The 23,721-nt window shown below is 70.9% G+C and carries 20 protein-coding genes; 14 read left to right on the forward strand and 6 right to left on the reverse strand.

What is annotated here, in order from left to right; genetic code table 11:
• From AC07EJ_RS00145 to AC07EJ_RS00160, 4 genes are all read left to right on the forward strand, one after another.
• A complete protein-coding gene (locus tag AC07EJ_RS00145; RefSeq protein ID WP_389489049.1) occupies positions 1-708 on the forward strand; it encodes a potassium-transporting ATPase subunit C in 708 nt (235 codons plus the stop codon).
• A 123-nt stretch (positions 709-831) separates the two neighbouring features.
• Positions 832-1,515 (forward strand): response regulator, encoded by a 684-nt coding sequence (locus tag AC07EJ_RS00150; protein WP_389489046.1) that lies wholly within the window; start codon positions 832-834, stop codon positions 1,513-1,515.
• 68 nt (positions 1,516-1,583) lie between these two features.
• Positions 1,584-4,130, forward strand: coding sequence for a DUF4118 domain-containing protein (locus tag AC07EJ_RS00155; protein ID WP_478883395.1), 2,547 nt, complete (start codon positions 1,584-1,586; stop codon positions 4,128-4,130).
• A 119-nt stretch (positions 4,131-4,249) separates the two neighbouring features.
• Complete coding sequence (locus tag AC07EJ_RS00160) at positions 4,250-6,064, forward strand: APC family permease (RefSeq protein ID WP_389489041.1); 1,815 nt, start codon at positions 4,250-4,252, stop codon at positions 6,062-6,064.
• Between the two features lie 81 nt (positions 6,065-6,145).
• Here AC07EJ_RS00160 and lysA read toward each other — a convergent pair whose 3' ends face one another.
• Positions 6,146-7,546: a diaminopimelate decarboxylase gene (lysA, locus tag AC07EJ_RS00165; RefSeq protein WP_389489039.1), complete on the reverse strand. Its 1,401-nt coding sequence runs from the start codon at positions 7,544-7,546 to the stop codon at positions 6,146-6,148.
• Between the two features lie 9 nt (positions 7,547-7,555).
• Positions 7,556-7,972, reverse strand: a complete 417-nt coding sequence (locus AC07EJ_RS00170; protein WP_389489037.1) for an SAV_915 family protein — start codon at positions 7,970-7,972, stop codon at positions 7,556-7,558.
• A gap of 258 nt (positions 7,973-8,230) precedes the next feature.
• On the opposite strand from AC07EJ_RS00170, the gene AC07EJ_RS00175 reads away from it, so the two are divergent.
• The 3 genes from AC07EJ_RS00175 (at position 8,231) to AC07EJ_RS00185 (ending at position 13,170) form a co-directional block, all read left to right on the forward strand.
• Positions 8,231-9,112, forward strand: coding sequence for an acyl-CoA thioesterase (locus AC07EJ_RS00175; RefSeq protein ID WP_389489035.1), 882 nt, complete (start codon positions 8,231-8,233; stop codon positions 9,110-9,112).
• Positions 9,113-9,292: 180 nt separating this feature from the next.
• Positions 9,293-10,837 carry a long-chain-fatty-acid--CoA ligase gene (locus AC07EJ_RS00180; protein WP_478883396.1) on the forward strand — a complete coding sequence of 515 codons (1,545 nt, stop codon included), beginning with the start codon at positions 9,293-9,295 and terminating at the stop codon, positions 10,835-10,837.
• Between the two features lie 227 nt (positions 10,838-11,064).
• The gene (locus AC07EJ_RS00185) at positions 11,065-13,170 is read left to right on the forward strand and encodes a SpoIIE family protein phosphatase (RefSeq protein ID WP_478883397.1); all 2,106 of its coding nucleotides are present in this window, start codon (positions 11,065-11,067) and stop codon (positions 13,168-13,170) included.
• On the opposite strand, the gene AC07EJ_RS00190 is transcribed toward AC07EJ_RS00185, so the two are convergent.
• Together AC07EJ_RS00190 and AC07EJ_RS00195 are read right to left on the reverse strand one after the other, a co-directional pair.
• Positions 13,167-13,865: a FadR/GntR family transcriptional regulator gene (locus AC07EJ_RS00190; RefSeq protein ID WP_389489028.1), complete on the reverse strand. Its 699-nt coding sequence runs from the start codon at positions 13,863-13,865 to the stop codon at positions 13,167-13,169. The genes AC07EJ_RS00185 and AC07EJ_RS00190 overlap by 4 nt on opposite strands.
• Before the next feature lie 64 nt (positions 13,866-13,929).
• Positions 13,930-15,897, reverse strand: a complete 1,968-nt coding sequence (locus tag AC07EJ_RS00195) for a hypothetical protein (protein ID WP_478883398.1) — start codon at positions 15,895-15,897, stop codon at positions 13,930-13,932.
• A 187-nt stretch (positions 15,898-16,084) separates the two neighbouring features.
• Here AC07EJ_RS00195 and AC07EJ_RS00200 point away from each other — a divergent pair, with 187 nt between their 5' ends.
• Positions 16,085-16,852 carry an SDR family NAD(P)-dependent oxidoreductase gene (locus AC07EJ_RS00200; RefSeq protein ID WP_393581457.1) on the forward strand — a complete coding sequence of 256 codons (768 nt, stop codon included), beginning with the start codon at positions 16,085-16,087 and terminating at the stop codon, positions 16,850-16,852.
• A 24-nt stretch (positions 16,853-16,876) separates the two neighbouring features.
• Here the strand turns inward: AC07EJ_RS00200 and AC07EJ_RS00205 are convergent, their stop codons facing one another.
• Together AC07EJ_RS00205 and AC07EJ_RS00210 are read right to left on the reverse strand one after the other, a co-directional pair.
• The gene (locus tag AC07EJ_RS00205; RefSeq protein WP_389489022.1) at positions 16,877-18,364 is read right to left on the reverse strand and encodes an arylsulfatase; all 1,488 of its coding nucleotides are present in this window, start codon (positions 18,362-18,364) and stop codon (positions 16,877-16,879) included.
• Positions 18,365-18,472: 108 nt separating this feature from the next.
• Positions 18,473-18,622 carry a hypothetical protein gene (locus AC07EJ_RS00210; protein WP_389489020.1) on the reverse strand — a complete coding sequence of 50 codons (150 nt, stop codon included), beginning with the start codon at positions 18,620-18,622 and terminating at the stop codon, positions 18,473-18,475.
• Positions 18,623-18,679: 57 nt separating this feature from the next.
• Here AC07EJ_RS00210 and AC07EJ_RS00215 point away from each other — a divergent pair, with 57 nt between their 5' ends.
• From AC07EJ_RS00215 to AC07EJ_RS00240, 6 genes are all read left to right on the forward strand, one after another.
• Positions 18,680-19,222, forward strand: a complete 543-nt coding sequence (locus AC07EJ_RS00215) for a nitrobindin family protein (protein WP_393581454.1) — start codon at positions 18,680-18,682, stop codon at positions 19,220-19,222.
• A 130-nt stretch (positions 19,223-19,352) separates the two neighbouring features.
• Positions 19,353-20,336 carry a sphingomyelin phosphodiesterase gene (gene sph / locus AC07EJ_RS00220; protein ID WP_478883399.1) on the forward strand — a complete coding sequence of 328 codons (984 nt, stop codon included), beginning with the start codon at positions 19,353-19,355 and terminating at the stop codon, positions 20,334-20,336.
• Between the two features lie 193 nt (positions 20,337-20,529).
• Complete coding sequence (locus tag AC07EJ_RS00225; protein WP_389486458.1) at positions 20,530-21,234, forward strand: CDGSH iron-sulfur domain-containing protein; 705 nt, start codon at positions 20,530-20,532, stop codon at positions 21,232-21,234.
• Between the two features lie 116 nt (positions 21,235-21,350).
• Positions 21,351-22,067 (forward strand): ABC transporter permease, encoded by a 717-nt coding sequence (locus AC07EJ_RS00230; RefSeq protein ID WP_389486456.1) that lies wholly within the window; start codon positions 21,351-21,353, stop codon positions 22,065-22,067.
• Positions 22,064-22,735 carry an ABC transporter permease gene (locus AC07EJ_RS00235; protein ID WP_389486454.1) on the forward strand — a complete coding sequence of 224 codons (672 nt, stop codon included), beginning with the start codon at positions 22,064-22,066 and terminating at the stop codon, positions 22,733-22,735. Before AC07EJ_RS00230 ends, AC07EJ_RS00235 begins: the two co-directional genes overlap by 4 nt.
• Entirely contained in the window at positions 22,735-23,703 is a 969-nt protein-coding gene (locus tag AC07EJ_RS00240; protein ID WP_389486452.1) for an ABC transporter substrate-binding protein, read from the forward strand. Before AC07EJ_RS00235 ends, AC07EJ_RS00240 begins: the two co-directional genes overlap by 1 nt.
• Positions 23,704-23,721: the final 18 nt, after the last annotated feature.

The following is a 23,721-nucleotide window of genomic DNA, read 5'->3' on the forward strand; positions in this document are numbered from 1 at the left end:
ATGAACAACTCGGTTACGAACACCGGCCGGTTGCTGTGGGCCGGCCTGCGGGCCCTGCTCGTCCTGACCGTCGTGTGCGGCGTGATCTATCCCCTCGCCGTCACCGGGGTCGCACAGGCCCTGTTCCACGACAAGGCCAACGGCTCCGAGATCAGCTCCGAGGGCAAGGTGGTGGGCTCGTCCCTCATCGGGCAGCGCTACGACCTGCCGCTGAAGAAGGGCCAGGAGACCGCGGAACCGGACCTGAAGTGGTTCCAGCCGCGCCCCTCCAACGGTCTGGGTACCAACAGCGTCAACACCCAGTACAAGCTGATCCTTTCCGGTGCCACCAACCTGTCCGGGGACAACGGTGCGATCAACGGGAAGTGCACGGCGAAGTCGGAGGAGGGCACCCTCTGTGCCCAGGTGCTGGCCGCCAAGGCAGCCGTCATCAAGGACAACTCGGTCGGCGGCTACACGGTCAAGCCCTCCGATGTCCCCGCCGACGCGGTGACGTCCTCCGGCTCAGGCCTCGACCCGGACATCTCCCCGGCGTACGCCGACCTCCAGGTCCACCGGATCGCGGAGAAGAACCACCTCTCCGTCGCCCAGGTGCACAAACTGGTGGACGAGCACACCGACGGACGCATCGCCGGCTTCATGGGTGAGCCCCGCGTGAACGTCCTCGAACTCAACATCGCGCTCAAGGGACTCGTGGCGAAGAGCTGATGGCGTTATACGCACCGAGCGGGAGTTGGCGGACGGGGCGCGCCCCCGATCCGTCAACTCCCGTAACCATGAAGCCGGTTCCGCAGGCTCCGACCTTCCGTGCAAGAGGAGAGGCGCACACTCATGACCCGGGTGCTGGTGGTGGAGGACGATCCTCAGCTCGTCCGGGCCCTCGTGATCAACCTGCAGGCCCGCCGATACGGAGTGGACCCGGCTCCCGACGGAGCCACCGCACTGCGCCTTGCCGCCGCGCGCCAGCCCGACGTGGTCGTACTCGACCTGGGCCTGCCCGACATGGACGGCACGGACGTCATCAAGGCCCTGCGCGGCTGGACCCGGGTACCGATCCTGGTGCTCTCCGCCCGCCGCGCTTCGGACGAAAAGGTCGCCGCACTCGACGCGGGTGCTGACGACTACATCACCAAACCGTTCAGCATGGACGAACTGCTGGCCCGCCTGCGGGCGGCCGTCCGCCGCACCGAAGCCGCTCCGCTCGCCCCCGACGTCGTCCTCGTCACGACCGACGAGTTCTCCATCGACCTGCTCGCCAAGAAGGCCAGGCGAGGCGGACACGACGTACGCCTCACCCCGACCGAATGGCACCTGCTGGAGATCCTGGTCACCAACCCTGGGCGGCTCATCACCCAGAAGCACCTGCTCCAGGAGGTCTGGGGCGCGTCCCAGAGCAGCAAGACCAACTATCTGCGCGTCTACATGGCCCAGCTGCGGCGCAAGTTGGAGACGGACCCCGCCCACCCGCGCCACCTCATCACCGAGCCCGGCATGGGATACCGCTTCGAGAACTGAACCGAGCGTTCGTGAACCGGCCCCAGCACTCCTACAGCCTCCGCCCGTAGAGACGAAGAGACGAGAAGATGGCACGCGGCAAGCTTCGGATATACCTCGGTGCGGCGCCGGGCGTCGGGAAGACGTACGCGATGCTGTCCGAGGCGCACCGTCGCGTCGAGAGGGGGACCGACTGTGTGGTGGGCTTCGTGGAGCACCACGACCGGCCGCGCACCGAGGTGATGTTGCACGGCCTGGAGCAGGTCGTGCGCAAGGAACTCGAGTACCGCGGCAGCGTCTTCACGGAGATGGACGTCGACACGGTGCTCGCCCGGCGTCCCCGGGTGGCCCTGGTCGATGAACTCGCGCACACGAACATCCCGGGCTCGCGCAACGCCAAGCGCTGGCAGGACGTCGAGGAACTCCTCGCGGCCGGCATCGACGTCATCTCGACCGTCAACATCCAGCACCTGGAGTCGCTCGGCGACGTCGTCGAGTCGATCACCGGCATCCGGCAGCGCGAGACCGTCCCGGACGAGGTCGTACGACGGGCCGACCAGATCGAGCTGGTCGACATGTCGCCGCCCGCCCTGCGCCGACGGATGGCGCACGGAAACATCTACAAGCCCGACAAGGTCGACGCGGCACTGTCGAACTACTTCCGCCCCGGCAACCTGACCGCCCTGCGCGAACTGGCCCTGCTGTGGGTGGCGGACCGGGTGGACGCCTATCTGACCGAGTACCGCAGCGCGCACCAGGTCTCGAAGATCTGGGGTTCGCGCGAGCGGATCGTCGTGGGTCTGACGGGTGGCCCCGAGGGCCGTACGCTGATCCGCCGTGCCGCGCGGCTCGCGGAGAAGGGCGCGGGCGGTGAGGTGCTGGCCGTCTACATCGCCCGCAGCGACGGGCTGACCTCCGCGTCACCGAAGGAGCTGGTCGTCCAGCGAACCCTCGTGGAGGACCTGGGCGGAACCTTCCACCACGTCATCGGGGACGACATCCCGACCGCGCTCCTGGACTTCGCGCGCGGCGTCAACGCCACCCAGATCGTTCTGGGGGTGTCCCGCCGCAAGGGCTGGCAGTACGTCTTCGGGCCGGGTGTCGGCGCCACCGTCGCCCGGGAATCGGGCCCCGACCTGGACGTCCACCTGATCACGCACGACGAGGCGGGAAAGGGGCGCGGACTGCCGGTCGCCCGGACCGCGCGCCTCGGCCGGTCCCGGGTCATCCTGGGCTGGCTGACGGGTGTGGCCGGTCCCGCCCTCCTCACGCTGCTGCTCACCGGCGTCGCCCCCGAAGTCGGCCTGGCCAACGACATGCTGCTGTACCTCACGCTGACGGTGGCCGCGGCCCTGCTGGGCGGGCTCTACCCGGCGCTCGCGTCGGCGCTCGTGGGTTCCCTGCTGCTGAACTGGTTCTTCACCCCACCCGTCCACACCCTGACGATCGCCGATCCCAAGAACATCGTCGCCATCGCCATCTTCGTCGGCGTCGCCGTGTCGGTGGCCTCCGTGGTGGACCTCGCCGCCCGGCGTACCCATCAGGCGGCCCGGCTGCGCGCCGAGTCGGAGATCCTCTCCTTCCTCGCGGGCAGCGTGCTGCGCGGAGAGACCAGCCTGGAGGCGTTGCTCGAACGGGTCCGGGAGACCTTCGGCATGGAGTCGGTGGCGCTGCTCGAGCGGGCCGGCGACGCGGAGCCGTGGACCTGCGCGGGCAGCGTGGGTACGGCAGCGGCGGTCGAACGTCCGGAGGACGCGGATGTCGACATGCCGGTCGGTGACCGCATGGCGCTGGCGCTGTCCGGGCGAGTGCTGCCGGCCGAGGACCGGCGGGTCCTGGCCGCTTTCGCCGCCCAGGCCGCGGTGGTCCTGGACCGTCAGCGGCTGCAGTCCCAGGCAGACCAGTCCCGCACGCTGGCCGAGGGCAACCGCATCCGCACCGCGCTGCTGGCCGCCGTCAGCCACGACCTGCGTACGCCACTGGCCGGAATCAAGGCGGCGGTCTCTTCACTGAGGTCCGACGACGTGGCCTGGTCCGAGGAGGACCACGCGGAACTGCTCGAGGGCATCGAGGAGGGGGCCGACCGCCTCGACCATCTGGTGGGGAACTTGCTGGACATGTCCCGGCTGCAGACCGGCACGGTCACTCCGCTGATCCGCGAGATCGACCTCGACGAGGTGGTGCCGATGGCGCTCGGCGGGGTTCCCGAGGGCAGCGTGGAGCTGGAGATCCCGGAGACCCTGCCGATGGTCACCGTCGACCCTGGCCTGCTCGAGCGGTCGGTCGCCAACCTGGTGGAGAACTCGGTGAAGTACAGCCCTTCCGGCGAGCGCGTCCTGGTGTCCGCGAGCGCCATCGCCGACCGGGTGGAGGTGCGGGTGGTGGACCGCGGCCCAGGCGTCCCCGACGAGGCCAAGGACCATATCTTCGAGCCCTTCCAGCGCTACGGCGACGCCCCCGGCGGGGCGGGCGTCGGCCTCGGCCTCGCGGTCGCCCGCGGCTTCGCCGAGGCGATGGGCGGCACGCTGAGCGCCGAGGACACCCCCGGCGGCGGCCTCACCATGGTCCTCACCCTGCCGACCGCGACCGGCCTCGGTCCGACCCGCCCCGACCTCCCTGCGACCGCCACCTCCTAGGGCCTCACCGCCGCGGCGTGAGGCCTTGGCGCGTCCTTGACGCGCCCCGCCGTGGGGGCCCGGTCACACTGACCTCGAAACGGCTTTCATCCCGCTGCACCCTGCACCGCGAGGTCCCCATGGCGTTCGGTTTGGCCCGCCGCGAACTGCGGCCGAGAGTTCCGTTGCGACCGGGGGAAGGCGAGCGCCACCACCTCACCAGTCTCGAAGGTCTCGCAGCCCTTTCCCTGGACGCGCTGAGTTCGGTCGCGTACGGACCCGAGGCCATCGTGCTCGTTCTGATCGCCGCCGGTACCGGCGCCCTGACCGCCACACTGCCGGTCACGCTGGTCATCGCCGCACTGCTGGCGGTGCTCGTCGTCTCGTACGGGCAGGTGATCGCCGTTCACCCGGACGGCGGTGGCGCCTACGCGGTGGCGAAGAAGGACCTCGGCCCCAGGACGAGCTACCTCGCGGCGGCCAGTCTCGTCGTGGACTACGTGCTGACCGTGACCGTCAGCCTGGCGGCGGGCGCGGCCAGTCTCGCCTCGGCCTTTCCCTCGCTGGGCTCGTATCTGCTCGAAATGTGTCTCGCCGGGCTCGCGCTGCTCACCCTCGTGAATCTGCGGGGCGTGGCGGAGAGCGCCCGGGTGCTGATGCTGCCCACCGTGCTGTTCATCGTGAGCATCCTCGGCATCGTCGTCTTCGGTCTGCTGCGCAGCCACCCCGCGGAGGTCGTGGGGACCGCCCAACCCGTCCATGCCACCGAGGCGTTGGGGGTGCTGCTGCTCCTGAAGGCCTTCTCCTCCGGCTGCTCGGCGCTGACCGGTGTGGAGGCCATCGCCAATGGCGTGCCTGCCTTCCGCGCGCCGCGCGTGAAGCGGGCGCAGCGCACCGAGCTGATGCTGGGTGCGCTGCTCGGCCTGATGCTGATCGGGCTGGCCGTACTGATCCGCCGTGACCATGTGGCGCCGCGCGGCGGCGTGACCGTCCTCGCGCAGCTCACGGCCGGCTCGTACGGGACGGGTTGGCCGTACTACGCGACCAACCTCATCGTTACCCTTGCCCTCGCGTTCGCCGCGAACACGAGTTTCGGCGGCCTGCCCGTCCTGATGAGTCTGCTCGCCAAGGACCACCGCCTGCCGCACCTGTTCGGGCTGCGCACGGAACGCCCCGTCTACCGGTGGGGAGTTGTGGCCCTCGCCGTACTCGCGGCGCTGCTGCTGATCGCGGTGAACGCCGACACGCACCGCATGATCCCGCTGTTCGCGATCGGGGTGTTCATCGGCTTCACCATCAGCCAGGTCGGGCTCGTACGGCACTGGGCGGGCGAACGGCCGCCCGGCTGGCTACGGCGTGCTGTGCTCAACGGGGTCGGCGCGGTGCTGACCGCGGTGGCGCTCGTCGTCCTGCTGGCCAGTAAGTTCCTGGAGGGTGCCTGGGTGGTGGTCGTCGCGGTGCCGCTGCTCATGTTGTTGTTCGCCCGCGTCCAGCGCTACTACACGGCGGTCGGCCGGGAGCTGGGGCTCGGGGAGGTGCCGCCTCCGGTGCGTGTCACCGATTCCCTCGTGATCGTGCCGGTCGGCGAGGTCAGCAAGCTCACCCAGCACGCGCTGACGGCCGCCCGCGCACTCGGACGCGATGTCGTCGCCGTCGCCGTGCACAGTGATCCCGCCAAGGCCCTTGAACTGAAGGAGAGTTGGGCCCGCTGGCAGCCCGGCGTCCGACTGGAGATCATCGACAGTCCGAATCGTTCGCTCGTGCAGCCCGTCATCGACTACGTCCAGCGGGCGGCGGAGGGAGGACGGCAGATCGCCGTCCTCATTCCCGAGGTGGAGCCCCTCCACCGCCGCTACCAGATCCTCCAGAACCAGCGCGGCCTCCTGCTCGCGGCCACGCTCAGGGCGCGCACCGATGTCGTCGTGTGCGTGGTGCCGTACCGGCTGAGCATCTGAAGGCCCATACGCCGAGCGGTCTCCGCCTGGACGAGCCTTTGGCGGAGACCGCATCCATGGGGACGGATACGGGACTCGGGCCTACAGGCCGACGTCCCTGCGGCTCATGTCGTCCAGCGATTCACGGCGTACGAGGACGCGAGCGATGCCGTCGGACACCGCGACGACGGGCGGGCGGCCGACGAGGTTGTAACCGGAGGCCATTGACAGGTGATAGGCGCCGGCGGCGGGGACGGCGAGGAGATCGCCGGGGCGTACGTCTCCAGGGAGCGCCACCTCGTCCGCCAGGATGTCGCCCGCTTCGCAGTGCCGGCCCACGACGGTCATCAGCCGGGGCGGGGCGCTGGAGGGGCGGCCGATGAGCCGCGGCGCGTAACGCACCCCGTACAGCGCGGGCCTGGGGTTGTCGCTCATGCCGCCGTCGACGGCGACGAAGGTGTGGTTCCCGGTGCGCTTGACCGCGAGGACCCGGTAGACGGCGACCCCGGCGGGCCCCACGATCGCCCGGCCCGGCTCCAGAGTGAGCCGGGGCACCGGCAGCCCGGCGCGGGCACAGCCCTCCTCCAGTTCGGCGCGGACGCGTCCCGCGAGGACACCGACGTTCATGCTCTCCTCGCCCGGCCGGTAGGCGATGGCGTGACCGCCGCCGATGTTCAGCTGGGGGAGGACGACGCCGTGCTGGTCGCGGATCCTGGCCATCAGGCCGACCACACGCCGTACCGAAGCGACGTACGGCTTCACGGCGGCGATCTGCGACCCGATGTGGCAGTGCAGGCCCACGAGTTCGAGGTGCGGCTGGTCGAGTATCCGGGCGACGGCGTGCTGCGCGGATCCGTCCGTGATGGACAGGCCGAACTTCTGGTCGTCGGTGCCGGTACGGATCTTGGTGTGTCCGCCGGCCGCGATGCCGGGCACCACGCGCACCATGACCTTCTGGCGGGTGCCGGTGGGTGTGAGCGCGGCGAGACGCGCTATCTCAGAGGCGCTGTCCACGGCGATGCGTCCGACCCCGAGGCGGAGAGCGGTGCGCAGGTCGTCGGGGCTCTTGGCGTTGCCGTGCATCACGATCTTCTCCGGCGGGAACCCCGTGGTGACGGCCAGCGCCAGCTCTCCGGCAGAGCACACGTCGAGGCCCAGCCCTTCTTCCTGCACCCAGTGGGCCATCGCGCGGCACAGGAACGCCTTGGCCGCGTAGACGATGTCGGCTTCGGGGAAGGCCGTGCGGTAGGTGCGGCAGCGCTCTCGGACCTCCTGCTCGTCGAGTACGTAGACGGGGGTGCCGAAGCGCTCGGCAGCCTCGGCGAGCGAGACCCCGCCGGCGCGGACGTCCCCGTCGGCCTCGAGGCGGGCGGAGCGGGGCCAGACCGACAGACCGTCGGTTTCGCCCAGGAGCCGGGACAGTTCCTGGGCATGCGAGGGCAGCGATGACGGAAAAGAGGCCGCGCGGGGCGATGAAACGGGCGACGAAACGGGGACTGACATGGACCCTCCTCAGCCGATCAGCAGGTTCAGGCACGTGACGACGGCGGCGGCGCCGGTCACCCGCAGGGCGCCGACATGCTGGGGATGCCAGCGGCGCCAGGAGTTCTCGCGCTCACGGATCTTCGCTGTGGTGCGGTCGGTCGCGGGGGCGGAGAGCGGCGGGTCGACGGTCAGGGCGGTGACGCCGAGAGGCGCACCGAGTGCGCGCAACGCGGGTTCGGAGAGCCTGATACTCGCCTGGTCCGTGCCCAGCGTGGCGGTGAGCTTGGCCGCCGAGGTGAATCCGACGGCCGTGCGGCCGCCCAGAGGTGTGCGGAAGAACCGGGCCGTGCAGCCCGCGGGCCCCGGCCGGACAGGGACGTGGAGAAGTCCGGCCGGGACGCGTTCAGCGGGCTCCGGGTCCTCGGAATGCTCGACTGGAGACATGGTGCTGCTCCTCGAAGAAGGCGACGTGCGCAGTCCGGCCGAACCTGCCGGGGCGCTGCATCGAAGCTATGCCCGCCGGTTCGGGGACGGGCCCCCACGCTGACGGATGCTTGACGCGAAGTACCCCACCCGTAACGCGCCACTGACGGTGTTCGGGGGCGGTGGGTCAGGATCGCGGCGGTACCACTGAAGCCGCTGGGGCGGGTGCGCTGATCACCAAGGGTGGACAGGTGGGTGCGTGGCTTGGACACTTAACGAATGATCAGCAGAGATCCGGAGCAGGCGCGGCCTTTCGGTCCCCTGGGTAAGGGGGAGCGCCTCGCCCTGGAGGATGTCGGGTCCGGTGTCTTCGAGGGGTACTGCCATGCCGGCCGTGCGCCGCGGCGCGCCTACGGCGGAGCGGTCGTGGGCCAGGCCCTCGCCGCGGCGTACCGCACCGTCGAGGACGACCGCGCCGCGCACTCCCTGCACGCCTATTTCCTGCGGCCCGTCGCGCCCGAGCACCCCGCGCGCTACGAGTCCGACGTGGTGCGGGACGGGCAGAGCTACTCCGTGCGCGAGGTGACCGCCACCCAGGGCGGCAAGGACGCGCTCACGATGAGCGTGTCCTTCAAGCGTCCCGAGCCGGAAGGGAGTTGGCGGCAGCCCGGCATGCCGGACGTCCCGGACCCCGAAGGTCTGGACGACGGCTTCGCGTCCCGTCCGGCGACACATCCGCTGCGTACGGCGGTGGAGTACCGGCAGGTGCCGGGCGTCCTTTGCCCGGACGCGGGGGCGGCCGGCGAGGGCCAGATCGAACGGTTCGGCTGGTTCCGCACGGTCGGAGCGCTCCCCGACGACCCCGCGCTGCACGCCTGCGCCCTCGCGTACATCTCCGACGCACCGCTCGCCCCTACGGCCCTCGTGCCCTATGGGGAACCGCGGCCGGCCGGTGTCGTCCTCGCGTCGCTCGACCACGCGATGTGGTTCCATCGCCCGTTCCGTGCCGACACCTGGTTGCTGTACGCCTGCCGGAGCCGCCTGGCGGGTGACGGGCGCACCCTGGCGTACGGGGAGTTCTGGGACCGGGACGGGCGGCTCGTCGCGTCGGTGGTCCAGGAGGCGCTGCTGCGGATACGGGAGCCTCGCGGCATCACTTAACGTTCGTTCGAGGAGAGTGAGCGGAGAGAAGGATCCGCATGGCCCTCAAGTAGCCCCGAGCAGCCCCGGGCTGGTCTGAATTGTCCGGTCAACGCATTGACGCCGTGCTGCCGGGCCGGGATGCTCACGGTCCGCCCCCGCTCTCTCGACCCCTCGCCGACGCCGATGGAGGACTCCCGCATGGGCCCGTTCCTGCCCGACGCCGTACGACAGCACGCCGCACTGAACCCCGGCGCCCCCGCCGTCACCGAAGGCTCGCGGACGCTGACCTACGCCGAGCTCGACCGGCGCGGCAACCGCGTCGCGCAGGCCCTCCTCGCCGCGGGCCTGCCTCAGGGCACCCACGTCGGCTACCTCGTACGTCCCGGAGTCCTCTCCGCCGAGCTCCTCATGGGGTGCGCCAAGGCGGGGCTCGTCGCCACCCCGCTGAACTGGCGCCTCACCGAGCCCGAACTCGTGGCGGTCGCCCAGGACGCCGAACTCGGCATCGTCCTCACCCAGACCGAGTTCCTGCCGGGCGCCCGAGCCGTGCGCGCCGCGCTGCCCGGGATCGCCCTCGTCGCCGAGGGCGAGGCCGACGCGGGTGAGTACACGTACGAGACGTGGCTGGGCGCGGCGGGCGAGGCGGACCCCGGTGCCGGGAGCGAGGACGCGGTCTTCCTCCAGCTGTACACCTCCGGCACCACCGGGCAGCCCAAGGGAGTCCAGCTCACGCTGAGCAACTGCACCGCAGGCGAAGCCCAGTTGAGTGAGATGGGCTGGACGACGGCGTCCGTCTCGCTGAACGTCATGCCCGTCTTCCACATTGCCGGGACAGGCTGGCTCGTGACCGCGCTCGCCGCGGGGGCCCACACGGTGCTGCTCCCCGACCTCGCGCCGGCCGCCGTGGTCGAGCTCATGGAACGCCACCGGGTCACGCACGCGTTCTTCGTGCCCGCCATGCTCCACCTCCTCACGTCGCTGCCGGACATCCACGAACGCGACTTCTCCGCACTCCAGTTGATCGTCTACGGCGCCTCGCCCATCACGCCCGCCCTGCTGCGCCGGTCCATGGAAGCCTTCGGCTGCGGCTTCTACCAGAAGTACGGCCTGACCGAGACGACCGGCTCCGCCGCGCGGCTGCTGCCCGAGGACCACGTCGTGGACGGACCGCGCTCCGCGCTGCTGCGTTCGGCGGGCAACACGTGGCCCGAGGTCGAGGTCGCCATCGCCGACCCGGTCACCGGCGAGCACGTTCAGCCGGGTGTCGTGGGCGAGATCCTCACCCGCTCCCACCAGGTCACCCCGGGCTACTGGAAGCGTCCGCGGGAGAACGAGGCGCTGTTCACCGCCGACGGCTGGCTCAGGACCGGCGACGCGGGCTATCTCGACAAGGACGGCTACCTGTTCATCACGGACCGGATGAAGGACATGGTGATCACGGGCGGCGAGAACGTGTACCCGATCGAGGTCGAGTCCGTGCTTGCCGAGCACCCCGCGGTCCTGGATGTTGCCGTCTTCGGCAGCCCCGACGAGCTGTGGGGCGAGGCCGTCACCGCCGCCGTCGTGCTGCGGCCCGGGGCGGGCCCCGTCACCGGGCAGGACCTCATCGAGTTCACGCGCGAGCGCATCGCCTCGTACAAGAAGCCGCGGATCGTCCACTTCGTGGAAGAGCTGCCGCGCAACCCCAGTGGCAAGATCCTCAAGCGAGTCCTGCGCCAGGACCTCGCTCCGCGAGAGGCCTGAGCGCAGACGTCGTTCCCCCAGGACGACGACGCTCACGGTTCGTACGCGCACAGTTCGTATGGGAACACGGTGATCGTCGTGCCGCATATGCGTAGAAATGCGCGATAAAGGCCCTAAAGCTATGCTCGGAGAGTTCCCGGCGCCGACGGCACAGGGCTGGACGGAGCGCGCGAGGCTACAGGCCCGGCCGGCCGGGGTTTTCCGGCTCACCTCTCCGGAGCGAACGCATGGCAGGACGGCGCAGGACGGAGACAGGTCTCGAGGAGCGCCTCGCCCTGAACCGCGTAGGAACCTTCGAGTGGGACCTGACGGAGGAGACCCTGGACCTGGACGCGGCGGCCCTCGCCGTGTTCGACATCGCGCCCGACGCATACGACGGCCGGCCCGAGTTCCTGCTGTCGCGGGTCGCGCCCGAGGAGGGCGCCCGGCTCGGCGCCGCCGCGATGACGGCGATCCACACGGGACGCTCCTCTTTCGGCGCGTACTTCCGCGTACGGCGCCGCGACGGCGAACAGCGGTGGACGCAGCTGCGCGGCCGGGTGCTCAGGGACGAGAGCGGCACCCCGCTGCGTGTGGTCGGCATCGTGCGCGACGCCGACGCGGACCGCGCCCTGCTCGCCATGACCAGCCCCGTACAGCTCGCCGGGTGGCAGCGGATGACCACGGTCCTCCAGGGGACCGCCGACGCCCTCTCCCGGGCCATGACGGTGGACGACGTGACCGCCGTCCTCACCGGCGCGGGTGGGCTCGAACGCTTCGGCGCGGACGGACTCGTCCTCGGCCTCGTCGAGGGCGACGCCCTCCAACTCGTCGCCCTGGCAGGCGAGTCGGCGTCCGTCCTCGACGAGCTAAAGCTGCACCGCCTCGACGAGTCGCTGCCCCTGGCCGAGGCCGTGATGACCCAGCGACCCCGCTTCGTGACCTCCCTGCGCGAACTCGCGGACACCTTCCCGCGCCTCGGCCCGTACGCGAAACGTCTTGACCTGGACGCGGCCGCCTTCCTGCCGCTGGTCGCCCAGGCCCGCTCCGTGGGAGGCCTCGCGCTGCTCTTCCGGGGGCGCGACGAGTTCACGGCGGAGGACCGCGACCTGTGCCTCGGCCTCGCGGGCATCGTCGCCCAGTCCCTCCAGCGGGCCATCCTCTTCGATGGCGAACGCGACCTCGCCACGGGCCTGCAGTCGGCCATGCTGCCCCGGCACATCCCCAAGTTCCCGGGCGTCGAGATCGCCGCCCGCTATCACGCGGCGGGCAGCGGCCGGGAAGTGGGCGGCGACTGGTACGACGTGATCCCGCTGCCCCGGCGCCGGATCGGGATCGTCGTCGGTGACGTAGAGGGACACGACACCCAGGCCGCGGCCGTCATGGGCCAGTTGCGCATCGCCCTGCGTGCCTTCGCGGGCGAGGGCCACCCGCCGTCCACGGTCATCGCGCGTGCCTCGCGCTTCCTCGCGGAACTCGACACCGACCGCTTCGCCACGTGCACGTATGCCCAGGTCGACCCCGGCACCGGAGACATACGGGCCATCAGAGCCGGCCACATGGAACCGGTGCTCCGGCACGCGGACGGCCGCGTCAGCACCCCGCCGGTACGAGGCGGGCTCCCGCTGGGCCTGGCCACGGAGTTCGAGCAGGAGGAGTACCCCGAGACGCGGCTCGACCTGCTGCCCGGCGAGACGTTCGTCCTGTTCACCGACGGCCTGGTCGAGCACCCGGGGCGCGACATCACGGCCGGTGTGAAGGCGCTGACCGAAGCGGTGCGCAACGGGCCCGTCGAGGCGTGCGCGATCGCCGAGCATCTGTCGGAGCAGGTCTCGCAGGCCAGGCCTACCACCGACGACGTGGCGCTGCTCGTCCTGCGCCGGGACCTCGACCCGGGCACCCCGCTCGCGCCGCGCATCCACCAGTACCTCCACCCAGCGGACCCCCAAGGTCTCGCCGAGACCCGCACAGCCCTGCGAGAGGCTCTGGAGGACTGGGGATTCGCCGCGGTGGAGGACGATGTGAAGGTCGCCGCCGGTGAGCTGATGGTGAACGCGCTCCTGCATACGGACGGGGGCGCCGTCATCACCCTCGAAGTGCTGCCGGGCCCGGTGCGGCGTGTCCGGCTCTGGGTCAAGGACCGGTCGAACGTGCTCCCGCGACGCCGCACACCGGGCGAGGCCGCGACGTCGGGGCGCGGGCTGCTGCTGGTCAACGCGGTCGCCGACTGCTGGGGCGTCGAACCACGAGGAGACGGTAAGGCGGTGTGGTGCGAGTTCGCGGAGCCGGAGCCGGAGCCAGGGACGAAAACGGAATTGGAGCCGGGGTCGGAGCCGCCTGGCGGTCGTGCCTAAGACACGGCGAGATCCTCGCCGGTCTCGTCGAGGTGAACCGCCATCGCGGCGACCGCTGCCTGCGGTGTTCCCGACGCGATGGCGCTCAGGATCCGCCGGTGGGCGGTGATCGTCGCCCGCTGGCTGTCGCCCCGGCGGGACCGCCCCTCGTAGCTGGCGAGCCGGTGTGCGGTGAGGATGTCCGAGAGCGACTCCAGGACGAGTTCGAGCATGCCGTTCCCGGCCATGCGGGCGATCTCGTGGTGGAAGGCGAGGTCGAGGGCCACGAAGCGGTCGCGGTCCTCGACGGCGCCCTCCATCTCGTCGAGCAGCGCGCCCGCCGCATCCGGTGACGCCTCGCCCGACGCGACCCGCGCCGCCGCGCGGGATGCCAGCGCGCCCTCGATCGCGCCGCGCGCGTCCAGGACGTCCGCGAACTCCAACGACCGCTGATGCAGCCGGAATTGGAGGATCTGGCCGAAGACCCGCGCCGACGGGACGTTGACCCTGGCCGGCCGGCCCTGGCTCGACACCAGGATCTCGCGGGCGGACAGCACCCGGATGGCCTCACGTACCGCGAGCCGGTTGACCCCGAACCTGGCCGCGAGTTCGCCCTCCGGCGGCACGTCGTCGCCGGGCCCGAGCCCGGACTCCTCGATCAGTGCGACGATCTCGCCGGCGACCTGATCGAACAGCGTGGTGCGGCGCACTGCCACGTGGGAACTCCTTCGGGGGACGTGCCGGGCGGGCCCCAGCGTACCGTCGGCGGAACGCCGGGAATCAGGCATGTGCGCTGCTCAGCACCACGTACTCCCACTGCCCGAGCGGGCGCGACAGCAGCGGGCGACCGTCGCGCCAGGCGGCGGTGAGGCGTTCGCCGCGGGCCGTCACCTGGACCACCGAGCGTGGTTCCGGCATGCCGTGCGGCAGCCGGAGCCGGAAGTCGTCGGCTTCGTCGGGCGAGGCGTTCCACACCACGACGCGCCAGTCCGCGCCGTCCGTGAGCACCTGTGTGACGAGCCACGGATGACCTGTGGTCCGCGCGTGCGCACCCCGGGACAGCCAGTCGAGTACGGCGCCCAACTGGGCCTCGCGCTGCGCGTTCATCAGGGTCATGCCGGGGGTGTGCGCCGGCCAGGGGGTGACCGCGACCCGGCCGCCGAGCGTGTTCTCGTAGAGGACGAGTCCGCTGCCTCTCTCGGCGTCGAGCTGATCGCGGACCACGCTCGCCACGCGCGCGTCCGGCGCCGGGTCGAACGCGACCACGGCGGAGCGGTCGTAGCTCTCGGTGTCCAGGGAGATCGCGCAGCCGGGGCGCAGGGAGAACTCGGGGTCGGTGCAGATCTCGCGGGCGTGGCCCTCGGGGGACGGCCTCGCCCCGGTCACGCCGATCAGCGGCCCGTAGCCGCGCTCGAAGAGGATCCGGGCCGCCACCGAGTCGAGCAGCAGTCCCTGGCCGAGCCACTCGCGCAGCTCGGTGTCCTCGAAGGCCCAAGTGGACTCCCCGGAAAGGGCGTTGACGCTCGCACCGCCACGGGCGGTCACCGCGTGGCCCGCGGCGCCGAGCAGTCCGGCCCATGAGCCGTGCGGGACGACGAGCGACTGCCAGCCCTCGCGCCCCGTGCGGTTGCGCCGTCCGGTGTGGGCGGACCAGGGAAGTCCGACGCCGACGGTCCGCAGGGTCTTGGGGAACGAATCCGACAGCCAGTCGAAGGTGTCCCGCCACTGTGCGAGGAAGGAGGCGCGACGGGGTTCGTCGTCCGGGTGGTTGCCGAGGAAGTCGTAGAGGCTGACCGCGAGGCCGTCGCAGCCCAGGATGTGGGCCAGGGACATCTGGGCGCCGGTCTGGCGGAAGGACTTGTTCCACTGTCCGTAGGGCCAGCACTCGATCTCTGGGAAGCTGCGCAGTCCGTCCGGCTGCACCGCGCGCTGCATGTCCAACTGCTGGATCGCACGCGGGAGTTCGGGCCCGGCGCCGTCGGAGTAGCCCCAGAAGTGCGGGCGGTGCAGGGCGGGGAGGTCGAGCCAGGCCGACCAGTCGCGGCCCTCGGCGGCGTGGGAGTCCGTACGCGAGGACATCAGGCCGAGCCGGTCGCCGAGTATCTCCCGCCAGGACGCGAGGAGTTCGCGCTGAGTGGCATCCCAGAAGTCCAGCCACAGCTCCCGCCAGGGGTGCGGGTCGCCGGGTGCGGTACAGGCCGCGACCAGTTCCTCCCGCGTCGTCCCGATCCCGGTGCGGCGGATGAACTCGGCCAGGTGCAGGGGGCAGAAGCAGCCGCCCCAGTCGAGCGGGCGGTGATTGTGCAGCCGGATGTCGTCCTCGATCCACACCGCGTCGACGTCCTCGGCGGCGTAGAGACGCAGTGTCTGCGCGTAGTACGCGCGCCAGTCCGGGTCCAGCGGGCACGCCTGCACGGCGGCGGCCCGCCCGTGCTGGTCCGTCATCGTCTGCCAGGTCTGGCCGGGCTTGAGGGAGCGGGCCCAGTCGCTGTGGCCCACCGTGTGGCCGGGGTTGAGGCTCACGGCGATGCCTTCGGCGCGGAGCCGGGTGCGCCAAGGGCGCGTGGCCGCCAGCCAGTGCGCGACACGGTCGAGGCTGTCATGGCCATCGTTGAACTCCATGCCGAAGAGGAACACGCAGATCTCCTCGGCCCGCGCCGCCCGCGCCAGGGCCAGCAGCCTGTCGCCGGTCTGCGTCGGATCGTCGGCCGGATCCACCTGGAGGCGGAGCACATAGCGTGAGGTCACTCGTTCGCACCTTCGATCTCGGGGCCCGGCAGGGGTGCGGGCGACAGCCAGCGTCGCCACTTAGCAGCTAAGCTGTCAAGGGCCGGAAAGATCTGGACAGAGTCGCTGAGACTCGTGGAGAGCTGTAGCGAGCCGAGTCGCAGAGAGTCGTAACGGGTCGGCCAAGAGGAGTGAGCGAGGAGTGGCGATGGGGCGGTTGGCGGACCGGGTGGTCCTGGTGACGGGCGGGGCGCGCGGCATCGGCCGGGCGGTCGTCGAGACGGCCGTGCGCGAGGGCGCGGCCGTGGCGTTCTTCGACCTGGACGAGGAGGCCGGAGCGGCGCTGCGCGACGAACTCACCGGCAGGGGCGCCCGCGTCGCCTTCCGCCGGGCCGACGTCACGGACGAGCCGGCGGTCGCCGACGCCCTGGACGACGTGACCGCCACGCTGGGACCGGTCGACATTCTGGTCAACAACGCAGGACGCAACGTCTACGCCGAGCCGGTCGCCATGACCGGGGCCGAGTGGGACCAGGTCTTCGACGTCGACCTGAAGGCGGCCTTCCTGTGCGCGAAGCACGCGCTGCCGTCGATGATCGAGCGCGGCAGCGGGGCGATCGTCAATATCGCGTCCCTGCACGCGAAGCTGACCTGCGCCGGCATGTACCCGTACGCGGCGGCCAAGTCCGGTCTCGTCGGGCTGACCCGCTCGATGGCCCTGGAGGTCGCGCGGCACGGCGTACGGGTCAACGCGGTCAGCCCCGGCTACATCAGGACGGCCCTGGTCGACGAGTTCTTCGACCGGCACCCGGACCGGGACGCCGAGCGCAAGGCGCTCGACGTCCATCCGCTGGGCCGGATCGGCACCCCAGAGGAGGTCGCCGAAGTGGTCTGCTTCCTCGCCTCCGACGCGGCGTCCTTCGTCACCGGCGCGGAGTGGGCCGTGGACGGCGGGCTCGGAGTGCGGTTCGCCTGATCTCCCTCACAAGAGGTTCCTCTGTCAACCGACCCCGCTCGCGGCGGCGATGCGCTCCCGGGTGTGCCGCAGCTCGGTGACCACCGGCCGGCCCGTGACCAGTTCGCCGCCGTCCACGAAGCCCTCCTCGCGGTCCCTCAGTGCGTCGATCAGCCGTCCGCGCCAGCGATCGAGCAGCCCGGCGTGCTCGGGCAGCCGCGCCAGGTTCACCAACTCCTTCGGATCCTCGGCGAGATCGAAGAGCTGCTCGTGTCCGTCGCCCGACATCCACAGATACTTGTGCCGCCCGTCGGTCACCCACTGCAGCGACTGCCCCAGATAGGTGTGCTCGCCGTGCAGATACTCCCGCCAGCCGTCCGGGCGTTCACCGCGAAGGAACGGCAGCAGGCTGCGCCCGTCGACACTGTCCGGCACCGGAAGCCCCGCCGCCTCCAGCAGCGTCGGCATCACGTCACGCAGCTCCACGACCTCTTCGGCCACCGAACCGGCCACGTCGCCGCGCATCGACGGCGCGAGGTTCATCAGGATCGGCACCCGCGCCGAGCCCTCGAAGCCGAGTCCCTTACGGAACATGTGGTGATCGCCCATCATCTCGCCGTGGTCCGACACGAAGCAGAACATCGTGTCGTCACCCAGACCCGCCTCGACCAGCGCCTCGCGGAACCGTTTGATCTGCAGATCGATGTGCGCCATGTGCCCGTAGTAGCCCGCCCGCGCCCGGTGGACCAGCCGCGGATCGAGCACGCCGACGGCCGCCTCGTGGTAGCCGTCCTTGCGGTACGGCGCATAGTCGTCGACCCAGTCACCGACCACCGGTTCGTACGGGTCGAGCGCCATGTACTGGTCGAAGGCCCACTCGGGCGGGTCGTACGGATGGTGCGGCCGGTGGAAGGACAGGTAGAGGAAGAACGGCTTGGTGGGGTCGCGGCGCGGCAGCCACTCGATCGCCTCGGTCACCGCCCACGTCGTCGGATGGAGCGCCTCGGGCTTGTCCCAGGGGCGGGCGACGATGGAGTTGCAGCTGACCCCGTGGTCCGCGTAGTCGGCGGAGGGAGTCATGCCGGGCTGGCGGCGCAGCCAGGGCACGTAGTCGTCGAAGAACTCGAAGTTACGGCTGTGACGCCGGCGGGCGTGGTGCAGATAGCCGTCGTGCAGCCGTACGTCGTCGAAGCCCAGGCGTGCGCGCTCCGGGAAGACGTGCATCTTGCCGACGGCCTGCGTCTGGTAGCCGCCGCGGCGGAACTCGCCGGGCAGCGTCACCGGGTGGACCTGCTCGAAGGGCACACCCTCGCGGTACCCGACCCGGCCGTGCCGCTCCTGCGACTGGCCTGTGAAGAGGGCCACGCGGGCGGGAACACAGGTCGGAGTCGCGGAGTAGGCACGGTCGAACCGCACGCCTTCGCCCGCGAGTTCGTCCAGGTGAGGGGTGTGCACGTCGGGGTGGCCCGCGGCGGAGAGGCAGTCGCCCCTCCACTGGTCCACACAGATCAGTACGACATTGGGCTGGCGCAAGACGGGCTCCGGGTCCGGGAATCCCGTCGGCCCAGGTCACCGCCGACGGGTGGGCGACGGTGACGATCATGCCTGGAGCGGGCCGCCCCGAACAGGGTGCGCGGGAGATTACGTCGAGCGCGCACAGTCGACGTCGGAGGGCCGGTACACGTTCTCGCGGTCCCAGCTGCCGGTACCCGTCCCGCCGAGGAGCAGCGAGAGGTGGTACAGCTCCGGGTCGTCGGAGCGCCGGATCCGATGGACAGGTCCGGGTACCACCTGGGGCGACGCCCTAGGCTTCACGAGGCACAGGCCACGACCTCAGGAGCGCGCACCGTGTACGACCCCGCAACTGCCCTTCCGTATCCCGACACCACCCTCCCGGACGAGGCCCCCGCCCCGCACCCGCTGCTGGCGCCCGTGCTGGGTCTCCTGGGCACCTGGCGCGGCCTCGGACAGGGCGGATATCCCACGCTCGCCGGGGACTTCACGTATGCACAGGAGGTCACCTTCAGCCACGACGGCCGGCCGTTCCTCCGCTTCGAGGCGCGGGCCTGGCTGCTCGACGCCGACGGCGCGCCGTTGCGGCCGTCGGCCCGGGAGAGCGGCTGGTGGCGGCTTCAGCCCGAGGGCCGGGTGGAGTCACTGATCACGCAGCCGACCGGCATCGCGGAGGTCGCCGTCGGCAGCGCGGACGGCAACACGGTCGACCTCACCACCGACCAGGTGGCGCTCACCCCCACCGCCAAGGAGGTCAAGGCCACGCGCCGCCGCTACGCGCTGACCGACGACGGCACGCTCACGTTCACCCACGACCTCGCGGCCGTCGGCATGCCGCTCCAGCACCACCTGTCGGCACAGTTGCGGCGCGTGGGCTAGCCCACGGGGGCAAAGGGACTGGCGGAAAGCAGAAAGTGGTCACCCAGTGGTTACCCGGAAGTAACTGCGGCTGCTTTGATGTGGCGTGCTCGCGTCCCTCACAACACCCCCACAAGAAACGGGAGACCACGTGTCCCGCGTTGCCCGCCGCACGACCGGTTCCGCCCTCGCCGTCACTCTGGCCGCCGCCTCCGCGGTCCTGACCGCCCCGCAGGCCTCGGCAGCGACGTCCGCCGATACGCCCAGGCTCAAGGTCCTGACGTACAACACGTTCCTGATGAGCACGAATCTCTACCCCAACTGGGGCCAGGCGCACCGGGCGGCGGCCATCCCCGCCGCGCCGTTCTTCCAGGGCAACGACGTCGTCGTGCTCCAGGAGGCCTTCGACAACACGACGTCGGACGCCCTGAAGAGCAACGCGGCGGCGCAGTACCCCTACCAGACCCCGGTCGTGGGGCGGTCCAAGGACGGCTGGGACGCCACCGGCGGCTCGTACTCGTCGACGACGCCCGAGGACGGCGGCGTGACGCTCCTCAGCAAGTGGCCGATCGTGCACAAGGAGCAGTACGTCTACAAGGACGCGTGCGGCTCCGACTGGTGGTCCAACAAGGGCTTCGTCTACGCCGTCCTCGACGTCAACGGCACGAAGGTGCACGTGGTCGGGACGCACACCCAGTCCACCGACTCCGGGTGCGGGGCCGGCGAGGCGGTCAAGGACCGCAGCCTCCAGTTCAAGGCCATCAAGTCCTTCCTCGACGCCAAGCACATCCCGGCCGGCGAGCAGGTCATGGTGGCGGGCGACCTCAACGTCGACTCGCACGGCACGGAGTACGCCTCCATGCTCGCCGACGGCGGGCTCGTCGGCGCCGACTCGCGGACCGGGCACCCGTACTCGTTCGACACCGAGACGAACTCGATCGCGAGCTACCGCTACCCGGGCGAGCCCAAGGAAGACCTGGACTACGTCCTGCACGTCCAGGGCCACGCGCGGCCGGCCGGGTGGGTCAACAACGTCGTCAAGGAGAGCACGGCCCCCTGGACCGTGAGCAGTTGGGGTACGAGCTACACGTACGACAACCTGTCGGACCACTACCCGCTCCAGGCCGGACGCTGAGCAACCCGCGCCCGGCGCCGGGCTATGGACGTCCGGCGCCGGGAAGCGGTTTCGCGGGTCCGAGGGGGATGGACCGCTCCCGGTCCTCGGGCAGCGCGGGCCCCCGGCGCGGACCCTCTCCTGTGGCGCCCCACGACCCCCTCCGCAAGGCTGGAGCAGGGGGCCGCCGCACGCAGGATCAGGAAGGGTCCCCATGCCGGACGCGCAGGACCCCGCCCCGCACACCGCCTCGGCGCGGGGCGTACGCGTCTCGGAGAACGGGCCGTACCTCGTCACCGGAGGCGTCCCGCTCATCCAGCTGGTGATCGTCACCGACGCTCGCGGCCAGTCCGTCGAGTGGTGGCAGCAGCGCACGTACGACACCGAGGAGACGTACGAGCTGTGCCGCTGCGGCCAGTCCGCGAACAAGCCGTTCTGCGACCGGAGCCATGAGCGCGCCGGGTTCGACGGCACCGAGACCGCGAGCCGGCTGCCCTATCTGGAGCAGGCCGACGAGCAGGTCGGACCCGAGCTCACCCTCACGGACGCCCAGCCGCTGTGCGCCTTCGCCCGGTTCTGCGACGCGGACGGGCAGGTGTGGAACCTCGTCGAGGAGAAGGGCACCGCCGACGTGGTGGCACGGGAGACGGGCGACTGTCCCTCAGGGCGGCTGGTCGCCTGGAACCTTGCCGAGCGCCGCCCCGTCGAGCCCGAGTTCCCGCCCTCGATCGGCATCATCGAAGACCCCCAGGAGGGCGTCAGCGGAGGGATCTGGGTGCGCGGCGGCATCCCGGTGACCGCCGCCGACGGCGCGCCGTACGAGGTCCGCAACCGCGTGACCCTGTGCCGCTGCGGCGCCTCGCGCAACAAGCCGTTCTGCGACGGCACCCACGCGTCGATCGGCTTCAAGGACGCCTGACCACGGGCGCACTCCGTTTCGAGGCGCCCGACCGCACCGGCTCCCGCACCAGAGGCCGTACGCCGTACGGGTCACCCCAGCGCGCCGTCGTCCGCGCCTGCCACTGGAATGGACGAGTGCCCCCATGGAGCGGACCCCTCACCCCGAGCCCCGGCAGCGCGCCGCCCGACGACTGTCTGGCGCACAACGACTGGATCTGCGGCGAGTACCTGCGCACCCGCCGTCACATCCTCCTCGACGCGGTCGTCCAGCACCTCCAGCTCACGGCGCTCGCCGTCCTGATCGCGCTGGTGATCGCCGTGCCGCTGGCCGTCCTCGCACGCCGCTGGTCGCTGGCGGCGGGCCCCGTCCTCGCCCTGACGACGATCCTCTACACGATCCCGTCGCTCGCCATGTTCTCGCTGCTGCTGCCCGCCTACGGCCTGTCCGCGTCCCTCGTCGTCGCGGGACTCGTCCTGTACTCGCTCACCCTCCTCGTGCGGAACATCCTCGCGGGCCTGCGCGCGGTCCCCGAAGACACCCGGCAGGCCGCGCGCGGCATGGGATACGGGCCGGTCAGGCTGCTGCTCACCGTGGAGCTGCCCCTCGCCCTGCCGGCCGCGATGGCGGGCCTGCGCATCGCCATGGTCTCCGCCGTCTCCCTCGTCACGGTGGGCGCCATCGTCGGCTACGGCGGCCTCGGCAATCTCATCTACGCGGGCATGAACACGTTCTTCAAGGCCCAGGTCCTCACCGCGTCCGTGCTGTGCGTCGTCATCGCGGTCGCCGCCGACCTGCTGCTGCTCGGGGTGCAGCGGATCCTCACTCCCTGGACGAGAGCGAGCCGTGCGTGAAGACCCTCACCGACGCCTGGGACTGGCTCGCCGACTCCTCGCACTGGTCCGGCGACGACGGCATCTGGCACCGGCTCGCCCAGCACCTCGTCCTGACCGTCGTCTGCCTCGTCATCAGCTGCCTGATCGCCCTGCCCGTCGCCCTCGTCCTCGGCCACCTCGGCAAGGGCGGAGCCCTCGCCGTGAACATCTCCAACGTCGGCCGCGCCGTCCCCACCTTCGCGGTCCTCGTCCTGCTCCTGCTCACCCCGCTCGGCAAGTACGGCGAGGGACCCACCGTCGTCGCCCTGGTCCTCTTCGCGGTTCCGCCGCTGCTCACGAACGCCTACGTCGGGATGCGCGGAGTCGACCGTGACATCGTCCAGGCCGCCCGCGGCATGGGGATGACGGGACGGCAGATGCTGTTCCAGGTGGAGGTGCCCCTCGCCCTGCCGATGATCATGAACGGGGTGCGGATCGCCGCCGTGCAGCTCGTCGCCACCGCGACGATCGCGGCCCTCGCGGGCGGCGGCGGCCTCGGCCGCATCATCACCGCCGGGTTCAACCTGGCGAGCACCCCACAGGTCGTCGCGGGCGCCGTCCTCGTCGCCGTCTTCGCCCTCCTCGTCGAGGGGGTCTTCGAACTCGCCGAACGGTTCGCGCCCTCCCTTGCCCGGAGGAGGGCCTGATGAGGGCCTTACGACGACGGGCCGCAGCAACAGCCGTACTCCTCCAGCTCCTCCCTCTGTTCCTGGTCTGCGCATGCTCCGGCGGACCCTCCCTGGAGAACCAGGGCGCGGTCACCGCCCCGCCCGGCGACAGCAAGCACTTGACCATCGGCACGGCCGGCTTCACCGAGAGCGACGTGCTCGCCCAGATGTACGCCCTGCTCCTGAAGCAGGCCGGATACAGCACCAAGATGCTGTCCGTCGCCAACCGCGAACTGTACGAACCCGCCCTGGAATCCGGCCAGATCGACGTCGTGCCCGAGTACGCGGCGACCTTCGCCGACTGGCTCAACGCCAAGACGAACGGCGCCAAGGCCCCGCCCGTCGGATCGCCCGACCTCGACGCCACCATGAAGGCCCTGCGCGGCCTCGCCGCCCCGCGCGGGCTCACCGTCCTCGACCCGGGCAAGGCCGTCGACCAGAACGCCTTCGCCGTGACCACCGCCTACGCGAAGCAGCACCGCCTCAAGACCCTCAGCGACCTCGGCGCGTCCGGCCTGAAGGTACGGCTTGCGGCCGGCGACGAGTGCGTCCAGCGGCCGTACTGCGAACCGGGACTGAAGAAGACGTACGGCATCGACGTCACAGGCGTCGACCCCAAGGGCGTCGGCACCACCCAGTCGAAGAAGGCGGTCCAGGACGGCAAGGACCAGATGGTGCTGACCACGACGACCGACGCGACCCTGTCCGACTTCGGCCTCGTGCTGCTCGCCGACGACAAACATCTGCAGAACGCCGACTACATCGTGCCGGTGGTCAACCGGTCGCGGGCGGGCAGCGAGCGCGTCGCCGAGAGCCTCGGCGCGTTGAACTCCGTACTGACCACGCAGGACCTGGCGTCCATGAACCAGCAGGTGGACAGCTGGCGCAGACTCCCGCAGGACGTGGCGCGCTCGTACCTGGAGTCGAAGGGGCTGCTCAAGGGCTGAACTTCTACGAGGGGGCGG

The sequence above is a fragment of the Streptomyces sp. NPDC045026 genome (genome assembly GCF_056432625.1).

What these genes read in the sequence shown, in the direction of transcription:
- AC07EJ_RS00145 (WP_389489049.1), top strand. Translation starts at nt 1, where the DNA reads ATGAACAACTCGGTTACGAACACCGGCCGGTTGCTGTGGGCCGGCCTG.
- AC07EJ_RS00150 (WP_389489046.1), top strand. Translation starts at nt 832, where the DNA reads ATGACCCGGGTGCTGGTGGTGGAGGACGATCCTCAGCTCGTCCGGGCC.
- AC07EJ_RS00155 (WP_478883395.1), top strand. Translation starts at nt 1,584, where the DNA reads ATGGCACGCGGCAAGCTTCGGATATACCTCGGTGCGGCGCCGGGCGTC.
- AC07EJ_RS00160 (WP_389489041.1), top strand. Translation starts at nt 4,250, where the DNA reads ATGGCGTTCGGTTTGGCCCGCCGCGAACTGCGGCCGAGAGTTCCGTTG.
- lysA (WP_389489039.1), bottom strand. Translation starts at nt 7,546, where the DNA reads ATGTCAGTCCCCGTTTCGTCGCCCGTTTCATCGCCCCGCGCGGCCTCT.
- AC07EJ_RS00170 (WP_389489037.1), bottom strand. Translation starts at nt 7,972, where the DNA reads ATGTCTCCAGTCGAGCATTCCGAGGACCCGGAGCCCGCTGAACGCGTC.
- AC07EJ_RS00175 (WP_389489035.1), top strand. Translation starts at nt 8,231, where the DNA reads ATGATCAGCAGAGATCCGGAGCAGGCGCGGCCTTTCGGTCCCCTGGGT.
- AC07EJ_RS00180 (WP_478883396.1), top strand. Translation starts at nt 9,293, where the DNA reads ATGGGCCCGTTCCTGCCCGACGCCGTACGACAGCACGCCGCACTGAAC.
- AC07EJ_RS00185 (WP_478883397.1), top strand. Translation starts at nt 11,065, where the DNA reads ATGGCAGGACGGCGCAGGACGGAGACAGGTCTCGAGGAGCGCCTCGCC.
- AC07EJ_RS00200 (WP_393581457.1), top strand. Translation starts at nt 16,085, where the DNA reads ATGGGGCGGTTGGCGGACCGGGTGGTCCTGGTGACGGGCGGGGCGCGC.
- AC07EJ_RS00225 (WP_389486458.1), top strand. Translation starts at nt 20,530, where the DNA reads ATGCCGGACGCGCAGGACCCCGCCCCGCACACCGCCTCGGCGCGGGGC.
- AC07EJ_RS00240 (WP_389486452.1), top strand. Translation starts at nt 22,735, where the DNA reads ATGAGGGCCTTACGACGACGGGCCGCAGCAACAGCCGTACTCCTCCAG.